This window comes from Micromonospora halotolerans, assembly GCF_032108445.1.
Taxonomy (GTDB): domain Bacteria; phylum Actinomycetota; class Actinomycetes; order Mycobacteriales; family Micromonosporaceae; genus Micromonospora; species Micromonospora halotolerans.
Map to the genome: position 1 here is coordinate 2,344,687 of NZ_CP134876.1, position 24,131 is coordinate 2,368,817.

A 24,131-nucleotide genomic window follows, 5' to 3' on the forward strand; every position below is an offset into this window, starting at 1 on the left:
CGGGTCGGACAGGCCGACCCGGGTCGGGGGACTACCCCTCCACCAGGTCGGCGACCACGCAGGCGATGTTGTCGGGCGCGCCCGCGGCGTACGCGAGGTCGACCAGGCGCCCGACGGCGGTCTCCGGGTCGTCGGCCCCGGCGAGCGCGGCGTGCAACGCCTCCGGGTCGACCACCGCCGCGAGCCCGTCGGAGCAGAGCAGGTAGCGGTCGCTGGCCAGGGCGGTCCGCAGCGCCAGGTCCGCCTCGACCTCGCCGGCACCGAGCGCCCGGGCCAGCAGGGCCCGCTGCGGATGCGCCCCGGCCTCGGCCGGGCTGAGCTTCCCCTGGTCGACCAGTGACTGGACATAGGTGTGGTCCTGGGTGAGCCGGGACAGCTCACCGCCACGCAGCAGGTACGCCCGGGTGTCCCCGACGTGCACCAGGGCCAGCCGGGTGCCGCGCCGCAGGACAGCCGTGAGCGTGGTGACCGGCTGGTGGGCGGCGGTCGCGTGGGCGCGTACCGCCCGGTCGGCGGTCGCCACCGCATCGGCCAGCGCGGCGAGCAGGTCGGTGGCGGGCGCATCGGCCGACTCCAGCGGCCGCAGGGCGTCCACGGCGGCGGTGCTGGCGGATGCCCCGCCCGGGCCCCGCATGCCGTCCGCCACGGCGAGCAGCGTCCCGCTGGCGTACGCGGTGTCCTCGTTGGATTCCCGGACGGCGCCCGTCTCGCAGCGGACGGCGTACCGGAAGGTGGTGTCGGACATGGTGGTGCCCCTCTCGGTGAGCTGGTCGACGAGGAGCGCGACGGCGCGGCCGCGGGCGGCCGTGTCGGCGCTGACCCGCCGCCACCAGGCGTCGACGGCCTCGGCGGCGGCCTCCGGCGGCAGGCCGCAGACGGCCCGGATCTCGGCCAGCGGCATGCCGGCCCGGCGCAGCGCGGCGATCAGCCGGGCCCGGTCGAGCTGGTCCGGCGCGTAGTACCGGTAGCCCGAGTGCGGGTCGACGGCGGCCGGTGGCAGCAGCCCCAGCTCGTCGTAGAGCCGCAGCGCCTTCGGCGTCAGGCGCGCCGCGCGGGCGAACGCCCCGATGGTCAGCAGCTCCACGAACCCATCCTCCTCGCGCCGCTCGTGTCTCGTCGTGCCGGTCGCGGCGACCGGCACGGACCACGCTGGGCCTTGCCGCAGGGGCAGGGTCAAGGCGTTGACGATGTATCGATCACTTAACTATGTTGCCGGTGTGACCCAGATGCGGGAGCCCACGTTCCTGATCCTCACCGTGCTCGCCGGTGGGCCCCGGCACGGTTACGGGATCATCCAGGAGGTCACCACGCTCTCCGCCGCGCGCGTCGCCCTGCTGCCCGGCACCCTCTACACCGCGTTGGACCGCCTCACCGCGCAGGGCCTGGTCGAGCCCGACCACGAGGAGGTGGTGGACGGCCGGCTGCGCCGCTACTACCGGCTCACCTCCACGGGCCTCGACGCGCTGCGCGCCGAGACCGCCCGGCTGCGCCAGCTCACCACCGCCGCCGAGACCCGGCTGCGCGCCCTGCGCCCCCGCACCGCCTGACCCGCGTCCCGGGCCGCCACCGGCCCACCACCCGACCGACCTGAAGGGGACGGCCATGCCACCGACGGGGGACCCCCTCGCCCGCCACTACCGGCGCCTGCTGCTCGCCTATCCGCGCGCCTACCGGCGGGAGCGCGGCGAGGAGATCCTCGGCCTGCTGCTGGACGGCGCGCCCGCCGGGCGGACCCGGCCCACCCGGCGCGAGGCGGCCGACCTGGTCCGGGCGGGCCTGCGCTGCCGCCTCGGCCGGCCGGCCAGCCGCACGGTCGGCGTGTGGGCGGTCCTCACGGCGCTGATCTGCGGGTTGTTCAGCGGCGCGCTGGCCGCCCGGGCCGCCTGGGAGACCTCCCGGCCGCAACCCGGCCGGGCCGAGTTCGCCGCGGCCTTCGCCGAGGCCTTCCCCGGCCACCGGCTCGGCGAGGACGTGTCGACCGCCCGTGCGCTGTTCGTCATCTACGGCCAGCCGCTGTCCCGGGCGTCCCTGCGCAGCCTGCTGCTGGGCGACGGTGGCGAATACCAGGAGGGGGTCGCCGGTGGCTCGGCGGCCGGCCCGATGCCGACGTCCGAGGCGGAGACGCTGGCCACGGCGCAGCGGCGCCTCCGGGACGCCGGCTGGCGGGTGTACGAGCCGACCTCCGAGGTGCTCCAGACCTGCGCCGACCCGCGCTGCGACCCGGCGAGCCAGCCGGTCGAGACCGTCCTGACGGCCCGCCGGGGTGACACCGTGCTCCGGGCCACCTTCGACGATCCCCGGACCTACAGCTCGTACCTCTTCGTGGAACTGCAGCGGGCCGCGCCGCCGGCCGTGCTGCCCGCCGCCGTGCTGGCCGGAGTGGTCGGCGGCGCGCTGGCCTGGCTGGTCTTCGCCTGGGCGAGCCGGCGCACCGAGCGCCGCCGGCGGGCGCCCCTGCTGCTGGGCATCACCCTGTTCCTCTGGTGGGCGCCCGCGCTGCTCGCCGGCCCGTCGCTGGCCCGACACCACCTCGACGAGCCGCACCCGAACTGGCACCCGCTCTGGGAGTGGCTCGGTCAGCCGACCCTCTCGCTGTTCTTCCTGCTCGGCCTGGCCAGCGCGCTGGTCCTGCTGCTCACCGCGCTGACGCCGCGCCGGGACCCGCGCCCGCTGACCGTGCGCCTCGGCTGAGCTTCGCCAGCATCCGGCGCAGGTGCGGCTCAACCGTCCCGGGCGCGGCCTCGGCCACCTCGCGCGGCGTCCACCAGCGGACGCCCCGGAACTCCGCCGGGTCGGGAATCAGCTTCTGGTCGCGGCTGCCCGCCAGCACGTACCAGAGGCTGACGTCGGTGTGCCGCCCCTCCGGCGGGCCCACGGTCTCGGTCACCGTGAGGAAGGCCGGGCGCTCGCCGAGGGCCGGCGCGAAGACGGCCGGCACGCCCAACTCCTCCAGCATCTCGCGGCGCACAGTCTGCGCGGGGTGCTCGCCCGGCTCGACGTGGCCGCCGCTGGGCAGCCACATCCCCGCCTTGCGGTGGTCGACCAGCAGCACCGCGCCGTCGGTCTCGTCGCGGAGCAGGAAATAGGCCACCAGGTGCGGTGAGGGGGTGCGCGGCTTCACCCGGCGGAAGATGTCCTCCGTCGCGGCCAGCCAGGCCAGCGTCGTGGCGCGGTGCCGCGCCTCCTGCTCGTCGCCCGGCGTGAGCGCCTCGACCAACGCCCGGATCTCGTCCTGCACATCGCCATGCTGCCAGCGGGGTCCGACAACCTCAGGCCGCCGGGGCGGGGTTGGCATCGACCGCGGCGCGGACGAACTCGCGTACCCGGGTGGTGGTGTTGCTGGCCAGCCACACCGGACCGCGCCGGATCGGCGGCGCGTCGTGGATCGGCACGTACGCCAGGTCCGGGCGGGCGTGGTAGTGCCTGGTCTGCTCACCCACCGGCAGCACCCCGCGCCCCATCGCGACCAGGGCCAGCATCTCGGAGAACGAGTTGCCGGCCGGGCCCCGCGGCACCGGCCGCCCCGACGGGGTGCGGTCCGGGGTGCGGTCCCGCTTGAAGGCGGCCGAGGTCACCGCCGGGTACTGCACCACCGGATGGTCGGCCAGCGCCTCCAGCGACACCGACTCCGCACTCGCCAGCGGATGGTCCGCGGCCACCGCGAGCACCCGGGCCTCGTGCAGCAGCGCCGGGCCGTTCGCCATGCCGTCGAAGGGGTACGCGGCGATCAGCACGTCGAGCGTGCCGTCCCGCAGGCTCGACCGGGTGGTGGCGAGCGGGGCCTCGTGGACGTGCACCACGCAGTCCGGATGGCGCTCGGTGAACAGGGTGACCGCCCGGAGCAGCACCGGGGCGGTCGACTCACCGACGTACGCCACCCGCAGCTCGCCGGTGAGCCCGCGCCCGGCGTCGACGGCGCGCTGGACCGCTTCCTCCATGCCGGCGACGAGCGGACGCAGGTCGTCGGCGAGGCGGGCGCCGATCGGAGTGAGCCGGACCACCCGGCTGGTCCGCTCGAAGAGCGGCGCGCCGATCCGGCGTTCCAGCTTCCGCACCACGTGGCTGATCCGCCCGGTGGTCACCCGCAGCCGCTCGGCGGTACGCCCGAAGTGCAGCTCCTCGGCGAGGGTCAGGAACGTCTCGACCTCGTACCGCTCCAGCACCGCCAGCCCCCACCGTTGAATCCCGGTCAACGATCGTAGCCCGATCGCGTCTTGGTCCGGATGGCGCCGCGGACGAGGGTTGACGGTGTTCCCGACACACCCAGGAGGACCACTCATGGATCCCGTCACCACCTACCTGACCGGCCTCGACGCGCCGCTGCGCGAGACCGGCGAGAAGCTGCGTTCCGTCATCGAGGCCGCGCTGCCGGAGGCCACCGGCGCCATGTGGCACGGCCACCCCGTCTGGGGGCTCGGCGACCGGCCCGGCAAGACCCCGGTCTGCCTGGTCAAGGCGTACCCGGCGTACGTCACCTTCGGGCTGTGGCGGGGGCAGGACGTCGCGGACGGCTCCGGGCGGCTCGTCCCGGGCGCGCGCCGGATGGCGTCGATCAAGCTGCGCGCCGTCGACGAGATCGACCCGGAGCTGTTCACCGGCTGGCTGCGCGGCGCGTACGCGCTGGAGACCCGGTGAGCGCCGTGCGGGTGACCGGCTTCGACCACCTGGTCCTCGCCGTCACCGACGTCGAACGGTCCCTGCAGTTCTACTGCGGCACCCTCGGCCTGGCGCCGGTGCGCGTCGACCGCTGGCGGGCCGGCGAGGTGCCCTTCCCGTCGGTACGCGTCAACGCCGACACCATCATCGACCTGGTCCGTGGCGAACCGGACGGGTCGAACGTGGACCACTTCTGCCTGGTGGTCGAGCCGCTCGACTGGACCGAGGTGGTCGACTCCGGCGTGTTCACGGTGCTGACCGGGCCGGTGCCGCGCTTCGGCGCGCGGGGCACGGCCACCTCGATCTACGTCCGCGACCCGGACGGCAACACCGTCGAGCTGCGCTGGTATCCGGGGTCTTGACTTCCAGTTCGCTCGAAGCCGCAGAGTGACAACCGGCAGAAGCACGACGCGGACCGGGGAGCGGATCATGAAGCGCACGTTGGGGCGGAGCGGCATCGAGGTCAGCGCGCTGGGCATGGGCTGCTGGGCGATCGGCGGCCCGTACGCCGGTGGCACCAACCAGTACGGCTGGGGCCGGGTCGACGACGACGAGTCGACCCGGTCCGTTCGCCAAGCCCTCGAACTCGGCGTCACCTTCTTCGACACGGCGAGCAGCTACGGCGCCGGGCACAGCGAGGTGGTGCTCGGCAGGGCGCTCGGCGCCGACCGGGACCGGGTGGTGATCGCCACGAAGTGGGGGTTCACGTTCGACGAGCGGACCCGGGAGGCGCTCGGCACGGACAGCAGCGTCGCGTACCTGCGCAGTTGTCTGGACGGCTCGCTGCGGCGGCTGGGGACCGACCACGTCGACCTCTACCAGCTCCATCTCGGCGACCTGCCGGTCGCCGAGGCTTTGGACCTCGTCGCCCCGCTGGAGGACCTGGTCACCGCCGGCAAGATCCGGGCGTACGGCTGGAGCACCGACGACCCGGAACGCGCCGCGGCCTTCGCCGACGCGGGCCCGCACTGCACGGCCGTGCAGCATGACATGTCGGTGCTGGCCGACCGGCCCGCGATGATCGAGCTGTGCGAACGGGCCGGCCTGGCCAGCATCAACCGGGGGCCGCTCGCCATGGGCCTGCTCAGCGGCAAGTACGCCGACGGCCGCACGGTGCCCCGGGACGACGTCCGCTCGCAGAGCTACGACTGGATGACGTACTTCCGTGACGGCGCCGGGGCGCCCGAGTGGCTGGCCCGGGTGGAGGTGCTGCGGGAGGTGTTCGCCACCGGCGGTCGTACGCCGACGCAGGGCGCGCTGGCCTGGCTCTGGGCCCGCAGCGGGGCCACCGTCCCGATCCCCGGTTTCCGCACCGTCGCCCAGGTCGAGCAGAACGCTGCCGCGCTCGCCCAGGGCCCGCTGCGGCCGGACGAGTTCGCCGCCGTGGAGGAGCTGCTGGCCGACCTGCGGGTTGCTAGCGTCGCCTGATGCCCGCACTCGAACGGCTCGCCGTCCGCCACGCTCCGGCCCTGCTCCGCTTCGAGCAGGTGAACCGGGCGTACTTCGCCCGGTTCGTGGCGGACCGCGGCGACGACTACTTCGCCGAGTTCGACGACCGGCTCGCGGGGCTGCTGGCGGAGCAGGACGCCGGGGAGTGCCACTTTCACGTGCTCGTCGACGGCGAGGACGGCACGGTGCTGGGCCGGTTCAACCTGGTCGACGTCGCCGACGGCGGCGCCGAGCTGGGCTACCGGATGGCCGAGCGGGCCAGCGGACGCGGCCTGGCCCAGGAGGGTGTCCGCCGGGTCTGCGCGCTGGCCCGCGACGAGTACGGGCTGCGCCGGCTGGTCGCCTCGGCGGCGCTGGCGAACCCGGCCTCCCTGGCGGTGCTCCGGCGGACCGGGTTCGTGCCGGTCGAGGAGGTCCTGCTCCACGGCAAGCCCTCCCTCCGGCACGTCCTCGACCTCACGAGCTGACCAGGCCTGCCCGGTCTGGCGTCGGCGGCTACCGTCACCGGGGTGATCGAGGAGCTGACTCGGCGCTATCTGCACGCGGTGGACCAGGCGCTGCCCGGGTACGTGTGCGGCCTCTACGTCGTCGGGTCCGCAGCCTGCGACAGCGTCATCGCGGTTGCCGACGACGCCTGGCGTCGCTTCGGCGGCTGACCCCGCACTCCGTCATCGTCCCGCCGGTCAGCGCCGCCGCACCGGCATCCCGTAGATCCCTGCGTCGCCGACCTGTGCGCCGTCGACCAGCATCGGGTTGAGGCTCCACCGGGCCGCCAGCTCGAGCACGTCGTGTTCGTTGGGCGCCGACTCGTACCAGGCGTCCCAGTCCTCCTCCTGCCAGTCCCGCCAGTTGTCCCCCCAGCCCCGGAGGCCCTTGCCGACCTCGCGCTCGGCCGGCGTGACGTCACCGATGAACAGCGGGACGTTGCCGTCAAAGGTGGCGAACACCCGCAGGACCACCCCGTCGACCGCGTGCGCCCACCCGTGAGAGGACCATCCCCGCTCGTTGACGAAGAACTGGACCTCACCCAGCCGCACGCTCAGGGCCGCCAACGACTCGGGGAACCGCGGATCGGCGGCGCTGTAGTCGAGCGGCGTGAGATCGCGTCGGCCGTGCGCCAGGGTCCACCCGTCCACGGGACCGGCCACGAACACGCCGGAGACGTACGCGCGGTCGACGCCCTCGTCCCAGGAGAGACGCTCGCGGTCGGCCAACCGCAGCACGTCGGCGACCTCCTCCGGGCTCCGCTCCCGCACGGCGAGCCACGTGGTCTTGAAACCAAACCCCATGCGGCTCATCATCGCGTCGACAGACCACCGGCGACACTCCGCCATCCGGTCGTCTCCAAGGCCAGGAACGCGGCCGGGAGGCGCAGCGGCGACGGCGACAGCAGTGGGTGAAAGGGATAAATGGCTTGCACAGGCGCCGCAATGAGAGTTTGACTGCTCGCCATGCCTTCCCCCTCACCGATCTTTGTTGCGGGAACGGGTCGTTCGGGAACGTCACGGATCGCCGACATCATCGGCGAACATCCGCTGATCCATCGGATTCCCATGGAGACCAAGTTCCTCGTCGACCCGGGTGGCCTGCGGGACCTGGCCGACGCGCTCACCTATCGATACGACCCCACCGTCGGTGAGGACGCCCTGCAACGGCTGAGCGACTTCCTCACCGTACGAGTACCCGGCCGGCGCGACGATCGCGGCAAGACCGTTCCCGAGCTGGTCGGCGAGCGGCGCTACCGGGACGCGGTGCAACGGCTCTGGCCGCAGTTGATCGCGTACACGTACGACGAACCCGCGCCCGCGGAGGGCTTCGGGAACGCCGACCGGCCCGCCGGGCCGTTCGCGCCGCTGAGCCGCCGGCGGGTACTTCCCAGGTATTTCAGCGACCGGGCCGAACTGCTCGGAATCCTGCGGGGCCTGATCGACACCCTGTTCGGCGGAGCAGCCGCCGACGCGGGCAAGCCGACCTGGTGCGAGAAGACACCGTTCAACCTGCTGTGCATGGAGTTCCTCTGGGAACTGGTCCCCGAAGCGACCATCGTGCACATCAAGCGTCACCCGGTCTCAGTGCTCGCGTCCCACCTGGCCCAGCCATGGGCGCCGCCCACCGTCGACGGTGCGCTCGCCTACCTCAAGCCGGTCTACCACCGATGGCTCACCTGGAGGAACACGGTCGACCTGACGGACAGGCGATACATCGAGGTGAAAGCGGAAGATCTCGCGGCCGACTGGCCCGGGCAGCGCCGCGCCCTGTTCGAACGGCTCGGCGTCGACGACTTCGCCACCGTTTCAACGTTCCAGTCGCACAAGCTGGCGTACCGCAACGATCAGTTCGACGACGAAACCCGCGAGTTCATCGAAGAAGCACTCGGCAAGGTCATCCCGGCCATGGGATATGAGTGACGGCTCCCGCTCCACCTTGACGACCGTTGCAGTGTCGGCGCCGGCCCTGTACTCGTCTAGGGCTGGACGTCGTTGGAAAGATTGATACGGATCTCCGTGTTGCGGTATCCGGCGCGACCGAAAGCTGCTGCCATCGGCGCGTTGCCCATGTCGGTGGTGGCGGTGATGCGCGACTCCCCGTTGGCCGCGTGAAGGCGGGTGATCTCGGCGAGCACCTCGTCCACGTAGCCGCGCCCGCGGAACTCCGGCACCACCCCGAGATAGCCGACGTTCACGTTGTACGGGGTTGCGGAGGGAATCCCCATGCCCGCCACCTCGCCCTCGCGCGTGTAGGCGATCCGCCACCACTCCCGCTTGCCCGGCGCACCGAGATAGAAGTCCATTTCTTCGCGCGCGGTCGCGTCCACGCCCTTGGCGGCCAGGTTCGCACGGGTCTGGGCGTCCAGGCTGCCCTCGGCGATTCTCCTGAACACCGCGAGGAACTCCTCGTCGGAGGCCTCGGCGAACCGCAGCCGGCTGGCCGCGGGGGGCACCCCGTCGGCGGGTGCCCACTCGAACTGCAGCCGCTCCACCTCCCGCGTGAGGCCCGCCGCGTGCGCCGCCGCCCGCCGCCACTCCACGGCCGCCGAGGTGGCCGGATCGTCGCGCCAGCCACCGGCGACCTTGATCGCGTACTGCACCGGCTCCGGGAACCCGGCCAGCGCGGCCCTGATCAGTTCGGCGGCGACGGTGGCACGGTCGCCCACGGCAGGATTGACGTCGAGGCAGTCGAGCGCGACCGGATGTGCGCTGCCCTTCGGCCCCCACCACAACGCCCGTCCCACGACCTGGCCGTCGCGCTCGGCGATCCAAGTCCATTCCGCCCGGTACATGTCGTCGGCCAGTTCGGCCAGGTAACGGTCGGCGCTGATCCACCCGACGGGCTCGGTCACGATCCACGAGGTCACGCGGTCGAGTTCTGCGGGGGCGGCAGCGCGGTAGAAGATCACCTGCAGAGACTAGTGCAGCTCCGCACCCTGATTCGCAGGCCGTGGCAACCTGAACAAGCGGTCAGCTCGCCGCGGTCGGGCGCACCCAATGTTGACTGGTGGTGACCGCTGCGCCGGGCACGCAGCGGGCACGGCGGCCGCTTCGGGGCGAAGGAAGGATCGCCCGGTCGATGAGCTGTGTGAGCAGCGGTGAGCGCGCGGTCCGACGGCGTCGACGAGGTCGTCAAGCGCCGCTCCGGCACCTGATTCGGCAAGGCACTCGGAGGCGTTGCCGCCGGGCCCGCCCTGCTCGGGCGGGCCCGGCGCTTCCTGGAGCAGCTATGAGCCGAGTCGTTGCCAGCCCTGATTTGTGGCGGAGGGACGGTACGACCACACCTGCTTTCCGCTTGTGGTCGTGACGGTCACCTGCACGGTGCTCCCGCTGACTTCCGCCTTCTCGATGCGGGTGACTCCGTTGGTGCCCGACCGGAGAACCTCCCAGCCGAGCGGGTAGTCCCCATCCTGCTGGAAGGATTGCAGGGTCTGCGACATCTCGCCCCTGGGGGACCGCAGCGTGAGGATGGCGAACGTCGCTTCGCCGTCGCTGGCGTCGACGAAGGAAACGCCGCCGATAGTGACGGTGTAGCGGGTCGTGCCCTTGTCGTCGCCGTTGTCCAGGTCGGCTTCGCCGACGCCATTCACCATCGGTACGCAGTAGACCCGACCGGACCCGTCGGGATTCCCGCGGCCCATGAGGAGGCCGGTGTTGCGGAAGTCGACCTCGTGGAAGTTCTTGGACGGTACCCGGAAGGTGGTCGGACCGCTCACCTGACGGAAGACACCATTCCGGAACGCGTAGCCCCGCACCTGTCGGTCACAGGCCGGCCACCCGTTGGTCTGGTACGGGCCATAGACGGCGAGCCGAACGACGCCGTTAGCGACCGTGACGGCCTCGTGGGAGAACGTCGCGGCCACGTTGGGGGTGTCCGCCGAGTTGATCACGTATCCCAACGGTGTCAGTGCACCGTTCGAGGCGACCTTCAGCGCCAGCAGCTGGGTGACGTTCACCGAGCCATCGTTCTGGCATCGGATGGTGGTGAGTTGCTCGTCGCCTGGCACGCCATCGAGGTCGGCCACGATCGGAGCCAACTCCCCGATGACCAGTTTCACGCCATCCGCGGGCTTCGTCGTACCGTTGACAAACTTCCTCGTCCCCTTCGCCTTGCACCCGTCTTCCAAGCCGGGAAACGCCGGGAGCTTGAGGGTGGCATTGCGCAGATCGGCCGCCGTCGGAGCCGACGACGCTGGAGTCGACGACGGCGAAGCCGACGACGGGCCGACCGAGGGAGTCGGACTCGCCGGTTCGACAGGGCTGGCGGATCCGACCACATTTGGTGGCGAGTTGTTACCCCGTGGGTTGGCGGCGTAGGCAGCGATCGGTACGGCGACCAGCATTGCACCGGCCACGCTGAATGCCGCGAGGCGGACTCTCCGCCGGACCGCCACCTTGTGGCGGACCGCGGGGGCACCCGGCGCCGGCAGGTAGGAGGAGCGCTCCACCGCATCGAATTCGGCGAGCGCGTTGTCGAGGAGGTTGTCGAAGTTCTCAGACATGAGAGTTTCCTTTCCGGTCATCCCTGGAGGTGCTCAGCGAGGGCGGTTCTCCCGCGACTGAGCCAACTTTTTACGGTGCCCTCGGCCACGCCTTCCTGCAGAGCGATTTCCGCGACGGACAACTGGCCCAGGTAGTGAAGGACGACGGCCTTGCGAAGCTTCGGCGGTATCTTGGACAAGGCCGCGACCAGCGCCACACGATCTGGTGACGGGCCGTCGTGATGTTCTTCGCGCTGACGGCGCAGGAACATCGCGGACGTCTTCTGTCGCCGGAGCCTGCTGGTGGCCAGATTCCACGCGACCCGACGCACCCAGGCATAGGGGTCTTCGTATTTTCTGATCCTGGCCCACCTGGTGTAAGCGCGGCAGAACGCCTCCTGGACCAGGTCCTGTGCCTCTGCTCGGTCACCCAGGTACGCGTAGAGCTGCGACCGGAGGACGTCGAACTTCGCCGCATAGAATTCGTCGAAATCGCGCTGGTCGTCTTTCCTCGACACTCGAGGTGCGGCCGCGGCTGCGGTCATCACTGCGGTCACGTTTCCTTCCTCCCGTGGTGCCACCCTCGTGGGCGGGCAGCACGAACACGTGCGGGCACTCCCGTCGGTTGCGTAAATCTTTTCCGGTGTCGCCCTGGGGCTCGGGCGGCAGGATGGGCAACGACCGAAACCGACAGCGTGTCAAGCAATCCCCGCCGAGTGGGCGACCCGGCTCGTCAGCCGTCGGCGGTGGTCGAGGTTGTGGGTGCCACCTGGCGGCCAAAGTCGACGACAACCCCGGCGCGCTCTGGAAACACCCTCGCCGCCCAGAGCGGGGCGAGCACCCGCGACCTGATGGCGCGGATGGGACACGACTCGCCGCAGACGATGATCTACCAGCACGCAACAGCGGAGGCGGATGGGGCCATCGCCGAGACGCTGCGGCACGCCGCATGATCCTTGGCCTTGGAACGTCGAAGGCCCTGGCCTACCCGGAGCCCGCCGCTGGCCCTTGCTGACCCCTGCGTCGGGGCACGGTTCGGGCACGCCGACCTCAAGACTTCGTCTGCGGCTTGGCTGAAAGGCCCCATAGCTCAACGATGCGATCGTTCTCGATGGCGAACATCTCCAGCATTGTTGCCGCCGAGCCATCGGCGAAGCCGACCATCTCGGTCCGAGTTGCCACGCGTTGGCCGTCCGCGACTAGGTCCTTGAGGGTTACCTTCAGGGCGGGATGCTGGTCCCACATACGCTGCCAGGCCCTTTGCACGCACTCCCAACCGCTGGCCTTCAACGGATGGCTGTAGAAGCTGCTGGCGAAGATGTCTTTGGCGGCCACCGCGTCCCGACGGTTGAAGGCTTCGTACATACGCTCTGCGATCTGGCGTCCTTGATCCACAAAGTGACTATGCCCCCACCCCACGACATCATCAGCCATCCCGATGCTCACTGATCCACCCTGGTCCATGCCGGCTGCTGTCAGGCTGTCGGTGCAAGGCCCGGTTGCCGCCGAGTCACTGCTACTGATGCTTGCCCTCCGAGGGCCAATAGGAGTGAGGCAGGGCTCGGCGGCCCGGCGTTGAGACTGGCGATAGGGCCATGCGCTTCGAGCGCCGTGCAGTGAGCGACCAGCACCAACGCTGCTACCGGGAACCCAACCCCTCGGGACGAGTGGAAGCAGGATTGTCGTGAACAGCGGGTCAGTGGCGGGGATCGACTGGGCGTCGCAGGTGCATGACCACACAGCCTTCCAGCCCGACCTGCACCGCACCCGCCAACACCGTCTCGGGTTGACATAGGGCACTCCTATTGAGGTCAAGGGGTGAGGGCGGCGAAGTCGGCGCGTAGGGCGGTGTAGACGTCGCGGACGATGTAGCGCTTCAGGCAGCGGCGGCCCGCCACGTCAAGCGGACCTTGACGGCTCGTACGGACGCTGGCGGGTCGGCGGTGGTCTGCTCGGCTAGCCCGGGTCAATGGCAGGCGGGATGGCCTACCGCAACCACCCATGGGCCGTAACCCGCCAACGGGCCGCCGGCGCGCGCCCAGGCGGCTGCGCGCGCGGCCCGCTTGTCGGGCCGCCTTGACCCGGGCGGCGATGACCTACCAGCACACCGCCCGTGAGCGCGACGAGCACATCGCCGACGCGCTCAGCTCACAGATCAAGCAGAGCAGGGGATCGGGTACGTAGCGGGCGCGGCCAGCGCAAGAAGTGGTAGCAACGACCGAGGCCCCAGCCAGGAAACCTGTCCTGAGCTGGGGCCTCACGGTGGAGCGGGTGACGGGAATCGAACCCGCACTGTCAGCTTGGGAATTGTCGATCTCGGGTAGGCCACGGGCTTGGCGGCCTGGTCTCGGCAGTCTCGCGCGGCCTCGGCAGGCCCCTGTTGTCCTCGCCCAGTGGCACGCTAATGGCACGCCGGGTGCTCGCCGCGACCGTCTGCCTGTACAGCCACCTTCTGATCCGTACCTTCGGCCGGTGCGATACCCAGCCGGCAGAGCAGTGGATGGATGGCGTTGGGGCTTGTATCGTCCCCGCCGTGACACGCTCCGATTGGTCGGATGTACGCGAGCAGCTTGACCGGCTCGCGGCTGCCCCCGGTGTCGATGCGGTGTTCGGTTCCGAGAGCCATGGTTGGAAGCTTGAGCCGCCGCTGAGCGCTGACGACCTGGCCGAGGCAGAGGCACAGTGGCGCGTGCGACTGCCCAACGAGTACCGCTCCTTCTTGCTGGAGGTGGGGCGAGGTGGCGTAGGGCCGGCGTAGGGCCCTCTTTCCTATGCGCCGCCGTGAACGGACGCTGGCAGTGGGAGGGTGACGGCGCTGATCTCACCGTCCTGGACACGCTAGGATCAGCCCTTTGCTCACGTCGAGGCATTCAATCCGGCCGATGCTCTGCCGCCTCGTCCCGGAGAGGCGGATTACGACTCGGAGGAAGAGTTCAACGAGGCTGAGGACGCGTACTGGGAGCAGCACGACGAACTTGTCTTCCAGCCGGAGCATTCGACCGGGCTGCTGTACTTGTGTCACCTCGGCTGCGCGTACCGGGAGGCTCTGGTAGTCAGCGGCACGGCTCGGGGCCAAATGTGGGCTGACGACACAGCTGGCATGGGCGGATTCCGGCCGCTCCTCGACGACAACGGAGCGCCGCTCGGATTCGCCCGCTGGTATCGCCGTTGGCTGGACGAGGCAGCGGGCGAGGTGTCAGATCGCCTCAACGCCTAGGGTTGGTGCTGTTGAGCGGATCTCCTCGTCGGGCAGTCGCCAGACCGGCCAGGCTCCCCGGACGGGGACAAGGTGGAGCGCCTCACCAGCCGAACGACCTTGGCCCCGTCCGGGGAGCCTGGTAGCCCTTGTGGTGCCCGGCGAGGGGATCCGCGGCTGATCTCTGAGGAGGGCCGGGGTTCGGGGCGGAGCCCCGAGGTCTCCTAGCTCCTAGTCGTCCCCAAGCGTGGCCGGCCGGCCCGGCCGATGCCGGCCGGAGGTCGCGAGCAGGCCGGGGCCGGGCCGGCGCGGCCCGCTTTGCGGGCCGCCTTGATCTGATAGAGCGCAATTCGGCAACCCATCGTGCTCTTAAGGTGTCGTGTCCCGGCTGATGCTTTACACCGGCGTCCCACCAGATGCTTTACGTGATCGGATTTCGGCGCGGGTGCGGTGAGGGATGCAGTCTCCTCCGGAGGGGTTGCCAGGGCCGAGCGACTGTCACTGCTTCTTCCATCGAGCGGCCAACTGGTCGTGCTGCGCGACGAGTTCGTCGCGGGTTGCTCCTCCGCCGTAGACCGAACTCCACAGCAGGTCGCGGAAGCGCAGGTAGTCGTGGTCCTCCGCAGTCGCCTTCTCGTCATCGTCAAGCGGCCAGCCTCTGCTCGCCATGTACTTCTCGCGCGCAGCCCTGATGTCGGCCATACGAATCACTCGTTGGTAGTCGTCGAACGCCGGGTCATCGGGGTTGATGACGGGCAGGATCTCAGCGCCTGATGGGAAACCCAGAGCCGCGGACAAAGCCAATACGGCATCCTCCATCACCGGCAGGTTGTCCTGATCGCTGCCAATGATGGCTGTGATGGCCTCTATCGAAGGCGTCCGGCCTGCTTCGACCGCCCAGGTACGCAACGCATGCACCGCGAGGTCCGGGTCGACCCGCCTGGGCCTACCCTCCACGTGCTGGTAGCCGCACGGCTCATCGTTGTTGGGCAGGTGCAGCGAGAAGCTGCGTCCCGCCGGAGTCCGGCCCTCCAGATGGGCGCAGGAGCTGTTGGAAACGTATGCCGCAACAGCTGGCGCCGCCGTGGCCGCCATGAGGTCGTCCACCCCCGCGGACAGCCGCAACTGCTCGGTGGCGAAGGGCCTGACGCCCACTCGCTGCCAGCCCTGGCCCAGGTCGTAGAGCCCAACCTTGTTGCCCCATGGGTTTGGCGTGGCGAAGTGAGAGCCGAACGCCTCCCGCACCCGCGGCTGCATCGGAAGCGTGGCGGTAGTCGGCCTTGCCAACAGCAGCGTCCCGAACCAACCCATGGGGCCGAACTCTACGGGGGTAACGAGATCTAGGCGTCAAGCATGTCCTGGGACGGATTCGTCAAGCATCAGGTGGGACTCGACAATCGTGCTCTTAAGGTGCTCTTAAGGTCAGAGCTTCCCGATCGGCTGCTGCGGCACTTTCAGGGCGGCGCCCGGCTGCGGGGTCACCAACTGGGTGGCCACACTGGCGCAAACCTTGGCACCGAACTCGAGGCCGCTCTTGGCCGGGTAGCGCATCATCACCGCCAGACTCCACTTGTCGCTGAGGGCCAGGCAGTTGACGTGCCAGTTGCCGTCGTAGGCGAGTTTGGTCCAGCCGTTCTTAATACTTACCGGGCCCTGGCTGGTGATCGATTCGGGCAGACCGTCGATGATGCCCCAGTGGCCGCCGCCCGAGCGCTCCTGCTGGTCCTCAACACTGCCGCGCACCTTGGCCATCTCGTCAACCACGAACTTGGTCCATTTCTTTCCGGCTGCCTTGCCGTCCCCGACGCAGTCACCGAGTCGAACCGCGTCTCGTGGGGACATCCGAGTAAAGCTCCACCAGCCGATGTAACCCGCGACGTTGCCTGGCTTGGTGTCGGTGAGCCCACAGATATCGGCCATCCGTTTGATCGATTCCGCGGAGCCGTCTGCCTTGTAGAGCGCGTTGGCCGCGTCGTCGTTGCTGTCTCGGATTGCTGTGTCGATCTGCTTCTTCCGGTCGGCGTTCAGCGGCTTGTCACCGAGACGCCGCAGATAGTCAGACGCAAACCAGACCTTAATCATCGACTCGGTGGAGTTCGTCGACGTCATGTTCTTGGCGCCGCTGATTTCGCCGGTCTTCCGATCCATCAACGCCCACGAGAAGAATTCGCCCGTGAAATTCACCGACACCGGGCCGGCAGCCAGGGTCGGCGGGGGCGGCGTGCTCGGGGCAGGGGCGGGAACTTTCTCGCCGTCGCCGACAACGCCGATGCGGGCGAGCGCGTCCCCGCCAGTGAAGCGAGCGTACGCAGCGGGCACCAACATGACGCTGCCCAGGAGAACCGCCACGATGGCGAGGAGCATGGTGACGCGTTGTCGCATGAGTGGGCGACTTCCAAATGTCTGGCCGGGGGCCGGCTCTACCGGAGGGCGAAAGCAAGACTAGGCCCTGATCTTCGCGAAGGGGAACCCGTCGGAACCGGAGAGGGTGCTAAACAGGGTTAGGCGCCGGATGGCGGGTAAGAAACGCAGGTCGCGCTGACCGTTCACCCTCCTTTGACCGGGGACCGGGCGGACCAGGCCCTACCGGACTTAGGACCTGGCCCCGTCCCGGCCCGACGGCTCGGGCTTCAACACGGCCGATTACTTGCGCCGGGCCCAGCGTGTTGATCTGCGGGCGTCAGTCGGCCACAAGCCCAGGGCGCCAGTTCGGCGTGGCACCGGCGAGGTCGAGTTGCTGGAACAGGCCCTTGGTGCCCTTTTCATCGACCGTCACATGGTGTGCATCGATCGTGACTGTCAGCCCGTGCACGTCGTACACGATCAGTGACTCGTCGAGCCAGTCCGGATCACCGCCGGGGGTGAAGTATGCCTGGTGCCCGTCGACGGTGGTGTTTGGCTGCGGCGGTTGATTGATGACCGGCGACGCGGCTGGGCCCGAGTGTTGCTCACCGATCTGCTACCGGAGCGGCCGGTGCTCACACTCGCCCAGGTCTTCAGGCTGGCCGGGATCGTGCCGCCCCGGTACCGCGCCCTGGTCCTGGTCACCACCTTCGACTGCCTGCGCTGGGGTGAGGTCGCCGCGCTGCAACGGCAGGACATCGACACCGCAGCCGGCACCATCCGGGTACGGCAGGCGTACACCGAACTGCGCGGGGTCGGCTTGGTGCTCGGTCCGCCGAAGTCCCGGGCCGGCCGCCGCAGGGTCAGTCTGCCGCCGGCTGTCGTCGAGGTGGTCCGCGACCACCTGGCCGCCGAGGTCGACGACAACCGGATGCGTTCGTGTTCACGACGGAGAGCGGGCGCCCGATCTGACGCGGCAACCTGAACAAACTCATCAGCTGGAAGGCCAACGTTGCGCGGATCGGGCAGCCGGACCTGCACTTCCACGACCTGCGGCACACGGGCAACCCGCTGGCGGCCCGTACCGGGGCGAGCACCCGGGACCTGATGGCCCGGATGGGACACGACTCAACGCAGGCCGCACTGATCTACCAGCACGCTACGACGGAAGCCGATCGGGCCATTGCCCGGGCGCTGCACGATGCGGTGCGCGCGGACCAGAAGAAGGCCAAGAAGACGACTGGCGGCGGCAAGGAGAAGGGCGGCAAGAAGGGCAAGAAGCGGTCGGCCGACCGGGACGAAGCCAGCGGCGATCAGGGCTAATGGCACGCCAATGGCACGCCGCATGATCCTTGACCTTGGAGCATCGAAGGCCCTGACCGGGACTGTCATCCTGGCCAGGGCCTTCACGCTGGAGCGGGTGACGGGAATCGAACCCGCACTGTCAGCTTGGGAAGCTGATGTTCTGCCATTGAACTACACCCGCAGGCGGCACCACTGTACAGGAGGTCACCACCTCCGTGCACCCAGGTACCCCCGCTGCCGCCGACGCATCGACCGAGCGCGACGCTCCGGGGCTACCAGGAAGAAGTTTCCTCACGGCAACATATGGTCGTTCTCAAATCCGTCGATCGGATGTAACGTCTCCTCCACGTTCTCCGACCGGGCGTGACATACCCCCTGTCGCGCCCGCAGAAAGAGGTGGGCCCATGGGACTTCGTCCCAACCTGCTGACCCGGCGTACCGCCGGCGTCGCGTCGACGACCCTCGCGCTGCTGCTCAGCACCGCCGCCGTAGGCGTCGTCCCCGCAGCTTCGGCCTTCTCGGCCGCCCCGTCCGGCTCCTGCGCCGAGCCGGCCGATGTTCACTCCGACGCCCGGGTCAAGAAGGGCGGACACGCCAAGCTGGACCCGAACGCGCTGACCGCCAAGCAGGTCCGCGAGCGCGACGCCGACCTCACCGCGGCGCTGCGTGAGCGGGCGAACTTCCGCGCCGGCGCCGGGGCCACCCCGCTGGCCACGGTGACCATCCCCGTCGTCGTCCACGTCATTCAGCGGGACAGCACCCGGGCCGGCGGCAACATCCCGGACTCGATGGTGACCCAGCAGATCGCCGTGTTGAACACGGCGTACAGCGGTGGTACCGGTGGCGCCGCCACCGCCTTCAGCTTCCAGCTGACCAAGGTGCACCACGTCACCAACGCCGCCTGGTACCCGATCGTCGAGGGCTCCTCCGCCGAGCGCTCGATGAAGACCTCGCTGCGCGAGGGTGGCAAGAACATGCTCAACATCTACCTGGGCGAGCTCAGTGACGACCTGCTCGGCTGGGCCACCTTCCCGCAGCGCAAGCTCAACAGCATGGACGGCGTGGTCGTGCTGAGCGAGTCGCTGCCGGGTGGCACCGCGACCAACTACAACCAGGGCGACACCGGCACCCACGAGATCGGCCACTGGCTGAACCTCTACCACACCTTCCAGGGTGGGTGCTCCGGCTCGGGTGACAGCGTCTCCGACACCCCGGCCGAGGCCTCGCCGGCCTACGAGTGCCCGACCGGTCGCGACACCTGCACCGGCACCGGCAAGGACCCGATCACCAACTTCATGGACTACACCTACGACTCGTGCATGTACCAGTTCACCGCTGGTCAGGCGAGCCGCATGCTGACCGCCTGGAACGCCTACCGCGCGGCCTGACCGCCGCGCACCACGCGCCGGCGCCGGTCCCGTCCTCGGACGGGCCGGCGCCGCCTCTGTTCGGGCCGGAACCCACCGGGTACGGGGTCAGGCCGCCGAGCGGCGGGTGTCGAAGCCGTGCCGGCCGCGCCGGCCTTCCGGGGCGAGCGGGTCACGCCGGGCCGGGGCGTTGGCCCCCGGGTCGAGCCAGACGCGCACCTCGGGCCGGCCGGTGCCGGGGCTGGCCACCTGGTCGCGCCGGGTCAGCATCGCCGCGTCGACGGTGAACTCGAACAGCCGCCAGTCGCCCTGCGGCGCGGCGCGGCCGATCCGGGCCACCCGGGCGACGGTCGCCGGGTCGGTCACCGGGATGGCCCGGCCGGCCACGTAGGCCTCGTCGTCGCTCTCCTCCGGCGGGAAGGAGTGCAGCGCGTAGCGGCCGTCGCGTTCGAGGTCGCGACGCTTGGGCGAGTCGATGACGAAGCACCAGAGCCCGTCGTCGGTGATGACCGGGGAGACCGGGTGCACGCGCGGGCCGCCGTCGGCGCGGACCGTGGCGAGGTAGCCGAAACCCGGCCCGTACTGCTGCAACAGGAGGCGGATCTCGTCGGCGAGTCGAGGCTCGTCGGCGGCGAATTCGGACCAGGAAGCCATGCGGACATTCTATCGAACAGGTGTACGAAGATGTAGTCCGACACGCAGGTCACCCGTACCGGTCGCTATGGTGTTCCGATGCTGCTCTCCGACCGCGACCTGGTCTCCGAGATCAAGGCGGGCACGCTCGCGCTGGAGCCCTTCGAGCCCACGCTGGTGCAGCCGTCCAGCATCGACGTCCGTCTGGACCGGTTGTTCCGGGTCTTCAACAACCATCTCTACACGCACATCGACCCGTCCGTGCAGCAGGACGATCTCACCTCGATGGTGGAGGTGCCCGAGGGCCAGCCGTTCGTGCTGCACCCGGGGGAGTTCGTGCTCGCCTCCACGCTGGAGGTGATCTCGCTGGGCGACCAGCTCGCCGGGCGCCTGGAGGGCAAGAGCTCGCTGGGCCGGCTCGGCCTGCTCACCCACTCGACCGCCGGCTTCATCGACCCGGGCTTCTCCGGTCACGTCACGCTGGAGCTGTCCAACGTGGCGAACCTGCCGATCACGCTCTGGCCGGGCATGAAGATCGGCCAGCTCTGCATCTTCCGGCTCTCCTCGCCGGCCGAGCACCCGTACGGCTCGGCGGTGTACGGCTCGCGCTACCAGGGTCAGCGCGGCCCGACCCCGAGCCGCTCCTGGCAGAGCTGGCGCACCTGGCCGACCCGCTGACCGACCGGCAGGCCGGAGCGGCGCAGGGGCCCCCGCGGCGCGGGAGCCCCTGCGGACCGGTCAGCCCGGGCGGCCGTAGCTGTTGATCTGGCCGTCGTCGACGCGCTTCATCGTGATCGGCTTGCCGGACTGGGAGGCGTGCACCACCCAGCCGTCACCGACGTACATGCCGACGTGGTGCAGGTCGCTGTAGTAGAAGACGAGGTCACCGGCGCGCAACTCGCTCCGGCTCACCCGCCTGGTCACGTCGTGCTGCTGCCGGGCGTTGTGCGGCAGCGAGACGCCGGCCTTGGCCCACGCCGCCATGGTGAGGCCCGAGCAGTCGTAGTGGTCCGGGCCGGCGGCGCCCCAGACGTAGATCTTGCCGATCTGGGCGCAGGCGAACTTGACCGCGACGCCGGCCGGGCCACCGGGGTAGCCGGCAGGGCAGGGCGCCGGGCGCAGCGGACCGCCGCCGCCGTTGCCGTAGACCTTGAGGCGCAGCTTCTGGAGCTTGACGATCTCGGCGTCGATCTGCTTCTTCTTGGCCGCGAGCTGGGCCTCGGTGCGCGACAGCTCGGTGATCATCTCGTCCAGCGGCTGCTTCTTGGCGGCGAGCTGGTCGCGCAGCTCGGCGACGGTCCGCACCTGCTCCTGCTGGCGGTTCGCGAACCGGTCGAGCAGGGCGAGGCCGTCGACCAGCTCGCTCGGCGACCGGCTGCCCAGCAGCGCGTTGACGGTGGAGAGGTTGTTGTCGCCCTTGTAGGCGTCGGCGGCGAGCCCACCCACCTGGCCGAGGGCGGCGTCCACCCGGGCCTGGAGCGGGGCGATCTGCTTGCCCAGCGCGGCGGCCTGCTTCCGCTTGGCGGCGAGCTGCTCGCGCGTGGCGTTGACCTGTTCGATGACCGGTTCGAGCTTGTTCCAGTCCTGGTCGATCTGGCGCTCGATCTCGGTGACCGACGGTTCGGCGTGTGCCGCCGTGGCGCCGCCGGTCAGGACGACGGCCGCGCCGACCAGGGCGGCGAGGGCGGTGGTGCAACGGGACCAGCGGGAACGCGGCGCAGCCGTCGATCGGTCGAACGACCGGACCGACGGTGGCCGCGGGGCATGGTGTGCCACCGGGCTTCCGTACTCCTTCTTCCTGGCCGCCTACCGGGTTAGCTGACGGGTTCGGGCGGGAAGGGAGGCGCCCTACCGCAGTGACTGCGGATTCACCCCAGTTACCTGGGTCCCCGGCTCGCCCGGAGGCGACTCGGCGGTGTCGGACCGTCACCACCCGGGTTGGACGGTGAAGCTCGCGGCCGACGATTGACCAGAGTAGAGAGCGTCGTTATCGTTCCGCAACCCAGGACGCCGTGACACTCCGTACGGCCTACCTGCCCGGAATGAAGGATTTCTTCACACGAGATTACTTGGCGGAAAGGTATTGACCCGGAGGGTGCGCGGGGTGAGGGTGAGGACGCAGTGACCCCCATCCCTGTCTGGAGGTTCGATGCACCTCTCACCCCCGCCGTCGGGCAGACGGATGCTGCTGGCAGCAGCCGTCGCGGCTGCCACCGCACTCGTGGCGACCGGCCCGGTGGCAGCCCAACCGCTCACCGCCCAACCCGCCAGCGACCGCCAGGATCAGTACGCCGCCGCCGCGACGGAGTACGGCGTGCCGCAGAGCGTCCTGCTCGGCGTCTCGTACCTGGAGTCGCGCTGGGACACCCACCCGGGCCAGCCGAGCACCAGCGGCGGCTACGGCCCGATGCACCTCACCGACGCCCAGCACGTCCTCGCGACGCCGGCCAGCGGCCACGTCAGCGAGGACGAGGACCCGCGGGGCGACGACTCGCGGCCGCTCACCCTCAACCCGGCCACCGCGGCCGCACCTGCGGAGGACGTGCTGCCGCAGGCGTCCCTGCAGACGCTCGACGCCGCCGCGGCGCTCACCGGCCTCGCCGAGGAGACGCTGCGCACGGACGCGGCCGCGAACATCCGGGGCGGGGCGGCGCTGCTCGCCTCGTACCAGAAGCAGTTGGGCTCGCCGGTCGGCGCCGCCACCGACCCGGCGGCCTGGTACGGCGCGGTGGCCCGCTACTCCGGCGCGGACACCGAGGACGCGGCGGCGGCCTTCGCCGACGAGGTCTACGACCAGCTCGGCCTGGGCGCGGCCCGGACCACCGACGACGGCCAGCGGGTGACCCTGGCCGCCACCGCGGTGAAGCCGGACCAGTCCGGGCTGCACCGGCTCGGGCTGCGCCGGGCCGAGCGGCCGGACGGCCTGGAGTGCCCGGTGCGGCTCGCCTGCGAGTGGATCCCCGCGCCGTACGAGGAGTATTACATCCCCAAGACCAAGACCTGGGACTACGGCAACCACGACATCGGCAACCGGCCTGCACAGCAGAAGCTCGAGTACATCGTCATCCACGACACCGAGGGCTACTTCGGCCCGAGCGTGAACCTGGTGAAGGACCCGACCTACCTCGGCTGGCACTACACGCTGCGCTCGGTGGACGGCTACGTCGCCCAGCACATCAAGGCCAAGGACGTCGGCTGGCAGGCGGGCAACTGGTACGTCAACGCCAAGTCCATCGGCATCGAGCACGAGGGCTTCGCCGGGCACGGCACCTGGTACACCGAGGCGATGTACCGGGCCTCCGCCAAGCTGGTCCGCCACCTGGCGCTGCGCTTCCAGATCCCGCTGGACCGGCAGCACATCATCGGCCACGACAACGTCCCCGGCACGGTCGCCGGAACCGTGGCCGGGATGCACTGGGACCCGGGCCCCTACTGGGACTGGTCGCACTACTTCGACCTGATGAAGGCGCCGTTCCGGTCCACCGGGAACGCGCACACCGGCCTGGTCACCATCGACCCGGACTTCGCCGCCAACCAGCCGGCCTTCTACGGCTGCAACCAGCAGCCGCCGGGCGTCCCCGACCCCGTGCCGCCGGCCGCCCCCTGTCCGCTGCGCGGCTCGTCCGCGGTGATCCTGCACACCGCGCCGAGCGCGACCGCCCCGCTGGTCAACGACCTCGGGCTGCGCCCGAACGGCACGCCGGACACCATGTACATCTCCGACCACGGCGCCCGCGCCTCGGCCGGTCAGACGTACGCGGTGGCCGACGTGCAGGGTGACTGGACGGCGATCTGGTACCTCGGCCAGAGGGCCTGGTTCTACAACCCGGCCTCGGCGCCGACCGCCAAGTGGTCGACGGGCTTCGTGGTGACGCCCAAGCCCGGGAAGACCACCATCCCGGTCTACGGCCGCGCCTACCCGGAGAAGGAGGCCTACCCGGCCACCATCCCGTTCCAGGGTGTCTCCCCGCTCCAGTACACGTTCTCGGCCGGCCAGCGGTACACGCTCGGCGGCGTCCTCCCGAGCGAGTACTACCGGGCGGTGTCGTTCGACGGTTCGGCTCCGGACGACCGGACGGTGGTCCGTGGCGACACCAAGTACGTGCAGATCCAGTTCGGCCACCGGATCATGTACGCGAACCTCGACGACGTGCAGATCCTCCCGTCCCCGATCGGCGCGCCCAGGTAGCAGCGGCGACGCTCGACGGAAAGG

The 24,131-nt window shown here is 70.2% G+C and carries 27 protein-coding genes, 1 tRNA gene and 1 riboswitch; of the genes, 14 read left to right on the forward strand and 14 right to left on the reverse strand.

Features of this window, described 5'->3' with window-relative positions; translation table 11 throughout:
* Positions 1 to 31 precede the first annotated feature (31 nt).
* Positions 32 to 1,084, reverse strand: a complete 1,053-nt coding sequence (locus RMN56_RS11060; protein ID WP_313723725.1) for a MerR family transcriptional regulator — start codon at positions 1,082 to 1,084, stop codon at positions 32 to 34.
* Positions 1,085 to 1,226: 142 nt separating this feature from the next.
* Here RMN56_RS11060 and RMN56_RS11065 point away from each other — a divergent pair, with 142 nt between their 5' ends.
* Both RMN56_RS11065 and RMN56_RS11070 read left to right on the forward strand, forming a co-directional pair.
* On the forward strand, positions 1,227 to 1,547 hold the full coding sequence (locus RMN56_RS11065; protein ID WP_313724709.1) for a PadR family transcriptional regulator: 321 nt from the start codon (positions 1,227 to 1,229) through the stop codon (positions 1,545 to 1,547).
* A gap of 55 nt (positions 1,548 to 1,602) precedes the next feature.
* Entirely contained in the window at positions 1,603 to 2,691 is a 1,089-nt protein-coding gene (locus tag RMN56_RS11070) for a hypothetical protein (RefSeq protein WP_313723726.1), read from the forward strand.
* Here the strand turns inward: RMN56_RS11070 and RMN56_RS11075 are convergent.
* Positions 2,636 to 3,238: an NUDIX hydrolase gene (locus RMN56_RS11075; protein WP_313723727.1), complete on the reverse strand. Its 603-nt coding sequence runs from the start codon at positions 3,236 to 3,238 to the stop codon at positions 2,636 to 2,638. The two genes, RMN56_RS11070 and RMN56_RS11075, sit on opposite strands and share 56 nt — an antisense overlap.
* A gap of 31 nt (positions 3,239 to 3,269) precedes the next feature.
* Positions 3,270 to 4,163, reverse strand: a complete 894-nt coding sequence (locus tag RMN56_RS11080) for a LysR family transcriptional regulator (RefSeq protein ID WP_313724710.1) — start codon at positions 4,161 to 4,163, stop codon at positions 3,270 to 3,272.
* 115 nt (positions 4,164 to 4,278) lie between these two features.
* On the opposite strand from RMN56_RS11080, the gene RMN56_RS11085 reads away from it, so the two are divergent.
* From RMN56_RS11085 to RMN56_RS11105, 5 genes are all read left to right on the forward strand, one after another.
* Positions 4,279 to 4,635, forward strand: a complete 357-nt coding sequence (locus RMN56_RS11085; RefSeq protein ID WP_313723728.1) for a DUF1801 domain-containing protein — start codon at positions 4,279 to 4,281, stop codon at positions 4,633 to 4,635.
* Positions 4,632 to 5,018 carry a VOC family protein gene (locus tag RMN56_RS11090; RefSeq protein ID WP_313723729.1) on the forward strand — a complete coding sequence of 129 codons (387 nt, stop codon included), beginning with the start codon at positions 4,632 to 4,634 and terminating at the stop codon, positions 5,016 to 5,018. The genes RMN56_RS11085 and RMN56_RS11090 overlap by 4 nt, the downstream gene beginning before the upstream one ends.
* Positions 5,019 to 5,085: 67 nt before the next feature.
* Positions 5,086 to 6,084 (forward strand): aldo/keto reductase, encoded by a 999-nt coding sequence (locus tag RMN56_RS11095; RefSeq protein ID WP_313723730.1) that lies wholly within the window; start codon positions 5,086 to 5,088, stop codon positions 6,082 to 6,084.
* The gene (locus tag RMN56_RS11100) at positions 6,084 to 6,572 is read left to right on the forward strand and encodes a GNAT family N-acetyltransferase (RefSeq protein ID WP_313723731.1); all 489 of its coding nucleotides are present in this window, start codon (positions 6,084 to 6,086) and stop codon (positions 6,570 to 6,572) included. The genes RMN56_RS11095 and RMN56_RS11100 overlap by 1 nt, the downstream gene beginning before the upstream one ends.
* Before the next feature lie 42 nt (positions 6,573 to 6,614).
* A complete protein-coding gene (locus RMN56_RS11105) occupies positions 6,615 to 6,761 on the forward strand; it encodes a hypothetical protein (protein ID WP_313723732.1) in 147 nt (48 codons plus the stop codon).
* Positions 6,762 to 6,788: 27 nt separating this feature from the next.
* On the opposite strand, the gene RMN56_RS11110 is transcribed toward RMN56_RS11105, so the two are convergent.
* On the reverse strand, positions 6,789 to 7,394 hold the full coding sequence (locus tag RMN56_RS11110) for a hypothetical protein (protein ID WP_313723733.1): 606 nt from the start codon (positions 7,392 to 7,394) through the stop codon (positions 6,789 to 6,791).
* Between the two features lie 264 nt (positions 7,395 to 7,658).
* Here RMN56_RS11110 and RMN56_RS11115 point away from each other — a divergent pair, with 264 nt between their 5' ends.
* Positions 7,659 to 8,513, forward strand: coding sequence for a sulfotransferase family protein (locus tag RMN56_RS11115; RefSeq protein WP_313723734.1), 855 nt, complete (start codon positions 7,659 to 7,661; stop codon positions 8,511 to 8,513).
* A 56-nt stretch (positions 8,514 to 8,569) separates the two neighbouring features.
* Here the strand turns inward: RMN56_RS11115 and RMN56_RS11120 are convergent, their stop codons facing one another.
* The 4 genes from RMN56_RS11120 to RMN56_RS11135 form a co-directional block, all read right to left on the reverse strand.
* Positions 8,570 to 9,502, reverse strand: a complete 933-nt coding sequence (locus RMN56_RS11120) for a GNAT family N-acetyltransferase (protein WP_313723735.1) — start codon at positions 9,500 to 9,502, stop codon at positions 8,570 to 8,572.
* A 318-nt stretch (positions 9,503 to 9,820) separates the two neighbouring features.
* On the reverse strand, positions 9,821 to 11,095 hold the full coding sequence (locus RMN56_RS11125; RefSeq protein ID WP_313723736.1) for a hypothetical protein: 1,275 nt from the start codon (positions 11,093 to 11,095) through the stop codon (positions 9,821 to 9,823).
* Positions 11,096 to 11,112: 17 nt separating this feature from the next.
* Positions 11,113 to 11,622 carry an RNA polymerase sigma factor gene (locus RMN56_RS11130; protein ID WP_313724711.1) on the reverse strand — a complete coding sequence of 170 codons (510 nt, stop codon included), beginning with the start codon at positions 11,620 to 11,622 and terminating at the stop codon, positions 11,113 to 11,115.
* 502 nt (positions 11,623 to 12,124) lie between these two features.
* Positions 12,125 to 12,520 (reverse strand): nuclear transport factor 2 family protein, encoded by a 396-nt coding sequence (locus RMN56_RS11135; protein WP_313723737.1) that lies wholly within the window; start codon positions 12,518 to 12,520, stop codon positions 12,125 to 12,127.
* Between the two features lie 970 nt (positions 12,521 to 13,490).
* On the opposite strand from RMN56_RS11135, the gene RMN56_RS11140 reads away from it, so the two are divergent.
* The gene (locus tag RMN56_RS11140; RefSeq protein WP_313723738.1) at positions 13,491 to 13,832 is read left to right on the forward strand and encodes an SMI1/KNR4 family protein; all 342 of its coding nucleotides are present in this window, start codon (positions 13,491 to 13,493) and stop codon (positions 13,830 to 13,832) included.
* Positions 13,833 to 14,768: 936 nt separating this feature from the next.
* Here RMN56_RS11140 and RMN56_RS11145 read toward each other — a convergent pair.
* The 3 genes from RMN56_RS11145 to RMN56_RS11155 all read right to left on the reverse strand — a co-directional run bounded on the left by RMN56_RS11145 (position 14,769) and on the right by RMN56_RS11155 (position 17,091).
* On the reverse strand, positions 14,769 to 15,581 hold the full coding sequence (locus tag RMN56_RS11145) for a hypothetical protein (RefSeq protein ID WP_313723739.1): 813 nt from the start codon (positions 15,579 to 15,581) through the stop codon (positions 14,769 to 14,771).
* A gap of 111 nt (positions 15,582 to 15,692) precedes the next feature.
* Positions 15,693 to 16,652, reverse strand: coding sequence for a hypothetical protein (locus RMN56_RS11150; protein WP_313723740.1), 960 nt, complete (start codon positions 16,650 to 16,652; stop codon positions 15,693 to 15,695).
* A gap of 298 nt (positions 16,653 to 16,950) precedes the next feature.
* Positions 16,951 to 17,091 (reverse strand): hypothetical protein, encoded by a 141-nt coding sequence (locus tag RMN56_RS11155; protein WP_313723741.1) that lies wholly within the window; start codon positions 17,089 to 17,091, stop codon positions 16,951 to 16,953.
* A 153-nt stretch (positions 17,092 to 17,244) separates the two neighbouring features.
* On the opposite strand from RMN56_RS11155, the gene RMN56_RS11160 reads away from it, so the two are divergent.
* Positions 17,245 to 17,598 (forward strand): site-specific integrase, encoded by a 354-nt coding sequence (locus RMN56_RS11160; RefSeq protein ID WP_313723742.1) that lies wholly within the window; start codon positions 17,245 to 17,247, stop codon positions 17,596 to 17,598.
* Between the two features lie 122 nt (positions 17,599 to 17,720).
* Positions 17,721 to 17,936 carry a hypothetical protein gene (locus RMN56_RS11165; RefSeq protein ID WP_313723743.1) on the forward strand — a complete coding sequence of 72 codons (216 nt, stop codon included), beginning with the start codon at positions 17,721 to 17,723 and terminating at the stop codon, positions 17,934 to 17,936.
* A gap of 89 nt (positions 17,937 to 18,025) precedes the next feature.
* Here the strand turns inward: RMN56_RS11165 and RMN56_RS11170 are convergent.
* A tRNA-Gly gene (locus RMN56_RS11170) sits at positions 18,026 to 18,099 on the reverse strand.
* Between the two features lie 223 nt (positions 18,100 to 18,322).
* Between RMN56_RS11170 and RMN56_RS11175 the strand changes: the two genes are divergently transcribed.
* Positions 18,323 to 19,306: a zinc metalloprotease gene (locus tag RMN56_RS11175; RefSeq protein WP_313723744.1), complete on the forward strand. Its 984-nt coding sequence runs from the start codon at positions 18,323 to 18,325 to the stop codon at positions 19,304 to 19,306.
* Positions 19,307 to 19,393: 87 nt separating this feature from the next.
* On the opposite strand, the gene RMN56_RS11180 is transcribed toward RMN56_RS11175, so the two are convergent.
* On the reverse strand, positions 19,394 to 19,939 hold the full coding sequence (locus RMN56_RS11180; RefSeq protein ID WP_313723745.1) for a pyridoxamine 5'-phosphate oxidase family protein: 546 nt from the start codon (positions 19,937 to 19,939) through the stop codon (positions 19,394 to 19,396).
* Positions 19,940 to 20,017: 78 nt separating this feature from the next.
* Here RMN56_RS11180 and dcd point away from each other — a divergent pair, with 78 nt between their 5' ends.
* Positions 20,018 to 20,596 (forward strand): dCTP deaminase, encoded by a 579-nt coding sequence (gene dcd, locus RMN56_RS11185; RefSeq protein WP_073826900.1) that lies wholly within the window; start codon positions 20,018 to 20,020, stop codon positions 20,594 to 20,596.
* Between the two features lie 60 nt (positions 20,597 to 20,656).
* Here dcd and RMN56_RS11190 read toward each other — a convergent pair whose 3' ends face one another.
* Positions 20,657 to 21,694 carry a C40 family peptidase gene (locus tag RMN56_RS11190; RefSeq protein ID WP_313723746.1) on the reverse strand — a complete coding sequence of 346 codons (1,038 nt, stop codon included), beginning with the start codon at positions 21,692 to 21,694 and terminating at the stop codon, positions 20,657 to 20,659.
* A gap of 13 nt (positions 21,695 to 21,707) precedes the next feature.
* A riboswitch (cyclic di-AMP (ydaO/yuaA leader) is annotated at positions 21,708 to 21,843 on the reverse strand.
* Between the two features lie 257 nt (positions 21,844 to 22,100).
* Between RMN56_RS11190 and RMN56_RS11195 the strand changes: the two genes are divergently transcribed.
* On the forward strand, positions 22,101 to 24,107 hold the full coding sequence (locus RMN56_RS11195) for an N-acetylmuramoyl-L-alanine amidase (protein WP_313723747.1): 2,007 nt from the start codon (positions 22,101 to 22,103) through the stop codon (positions 24,105 to 24,107).
* Positions 24,108 to 24,131: the final 24 nt, after the last annotated feature.

Coding starts and splice junctions, on each gene's coding strand:
- RMN56_RS11065 (WP_313724709.1), top strand. CDS start 1,227: ATGCGGGAGCCCACGTTCCTGATCCTCACCGTGCTCGCCGGTGGGCCC.
- RMN56_RS11070 (WP_313723726.1), top strand. CDS start 1,603: ATGCCACCGACGGGGGACCCCCTCGCCCGCCACTACCGGCGCCTGCTG.
- RMN56_RS11085 (WP_313723728.1), top strand. CDS start 4,279: ATGGATCCCGTCACCACCTACCTGACCGGCCTCGACGCGCCGCTGCGC.
- RMN56_RS11095 (WP_313723730.1), top strand. CDS start 5,086: ATGAAGCGCACGTTGGGGCGGAGCGGCATCGAGGTCAGCGCGCTGGGC.
- RMN56_RS11100 (WP_313723731.1), top strand. CDS start 6,084: ATGCCCGCACTCGAACGGCTCGCCGTCCGCCACGCTCCGGCCCTGCTC.
- RMN56_RS11110 (WP_313723733.1), bottom strand. CDS start 7,394: ATGGGGTTTGGTTTCAAGACCACGTGGCTCGCCGTGCGGGAGCGGAGC.
- RMN56_RS11115 (WP_313723734.1), top strand. CDS start 7,659: ATGGAGACCAAGTTCCTCGTCGACCCGGGTGGCCTGCGGGACCTGGCC.
- RMN56_RS11125 (WP_313723736.1), bottom strand. CDS start 11,095: ATGTCTGAGAACTTCGACAACCTCCTCGACAACGCGCTCGCCGAATTC.
- RMN56_RS11145 (WP_313723739.1), bottom strand. CDS start 15,581: ATGGGTTGGTTCGGGACGCTGCTGTTGGCAAGGCCGACTACCGCCACG.
- RMN56_RS11150 (WP_313723740.1), bottom strand. CDS start 16,652: ATGCGACAACGCGTCACCATGCTCCTCGCCATCGTGGCGGTTCTCCTG.
- RMN56_RS11165 (WP_313723743.1), top strand. CDS start 17,721: ATGGCCCGGATGGGACACGACTCAACGCAGGCCGCACTGATCTACCAG.
- RMN56_RS11175 (WP_313723744.1), top strand. CDS start 18,323: ATGGGACTTCGTCCCAACCTGCTGACCCGGCGTACCGCCGGCGTCGCG.
- RMN56_RS11180 (WP_313723745.1), bottom strand. CDS start 19,939: ATGGCTTCCTGGTCCGAATTCGCCGCCGACGAGCCTCGACTCGCCGAC.
- dcd (WP_073826900.1), top strand. CDS start 20,018: ATGCTGCTCTCCGACCGCGACCTGGTCTCCGAGATCAAGGCGGGCACG.
- RMN56_RS11195 (WP_313723747.1), top strand. CDS start 22,101: ATGCTGCTGGCAGCAGCCGTCGCGGCTGCCACCGCACTCGTGGCGACC.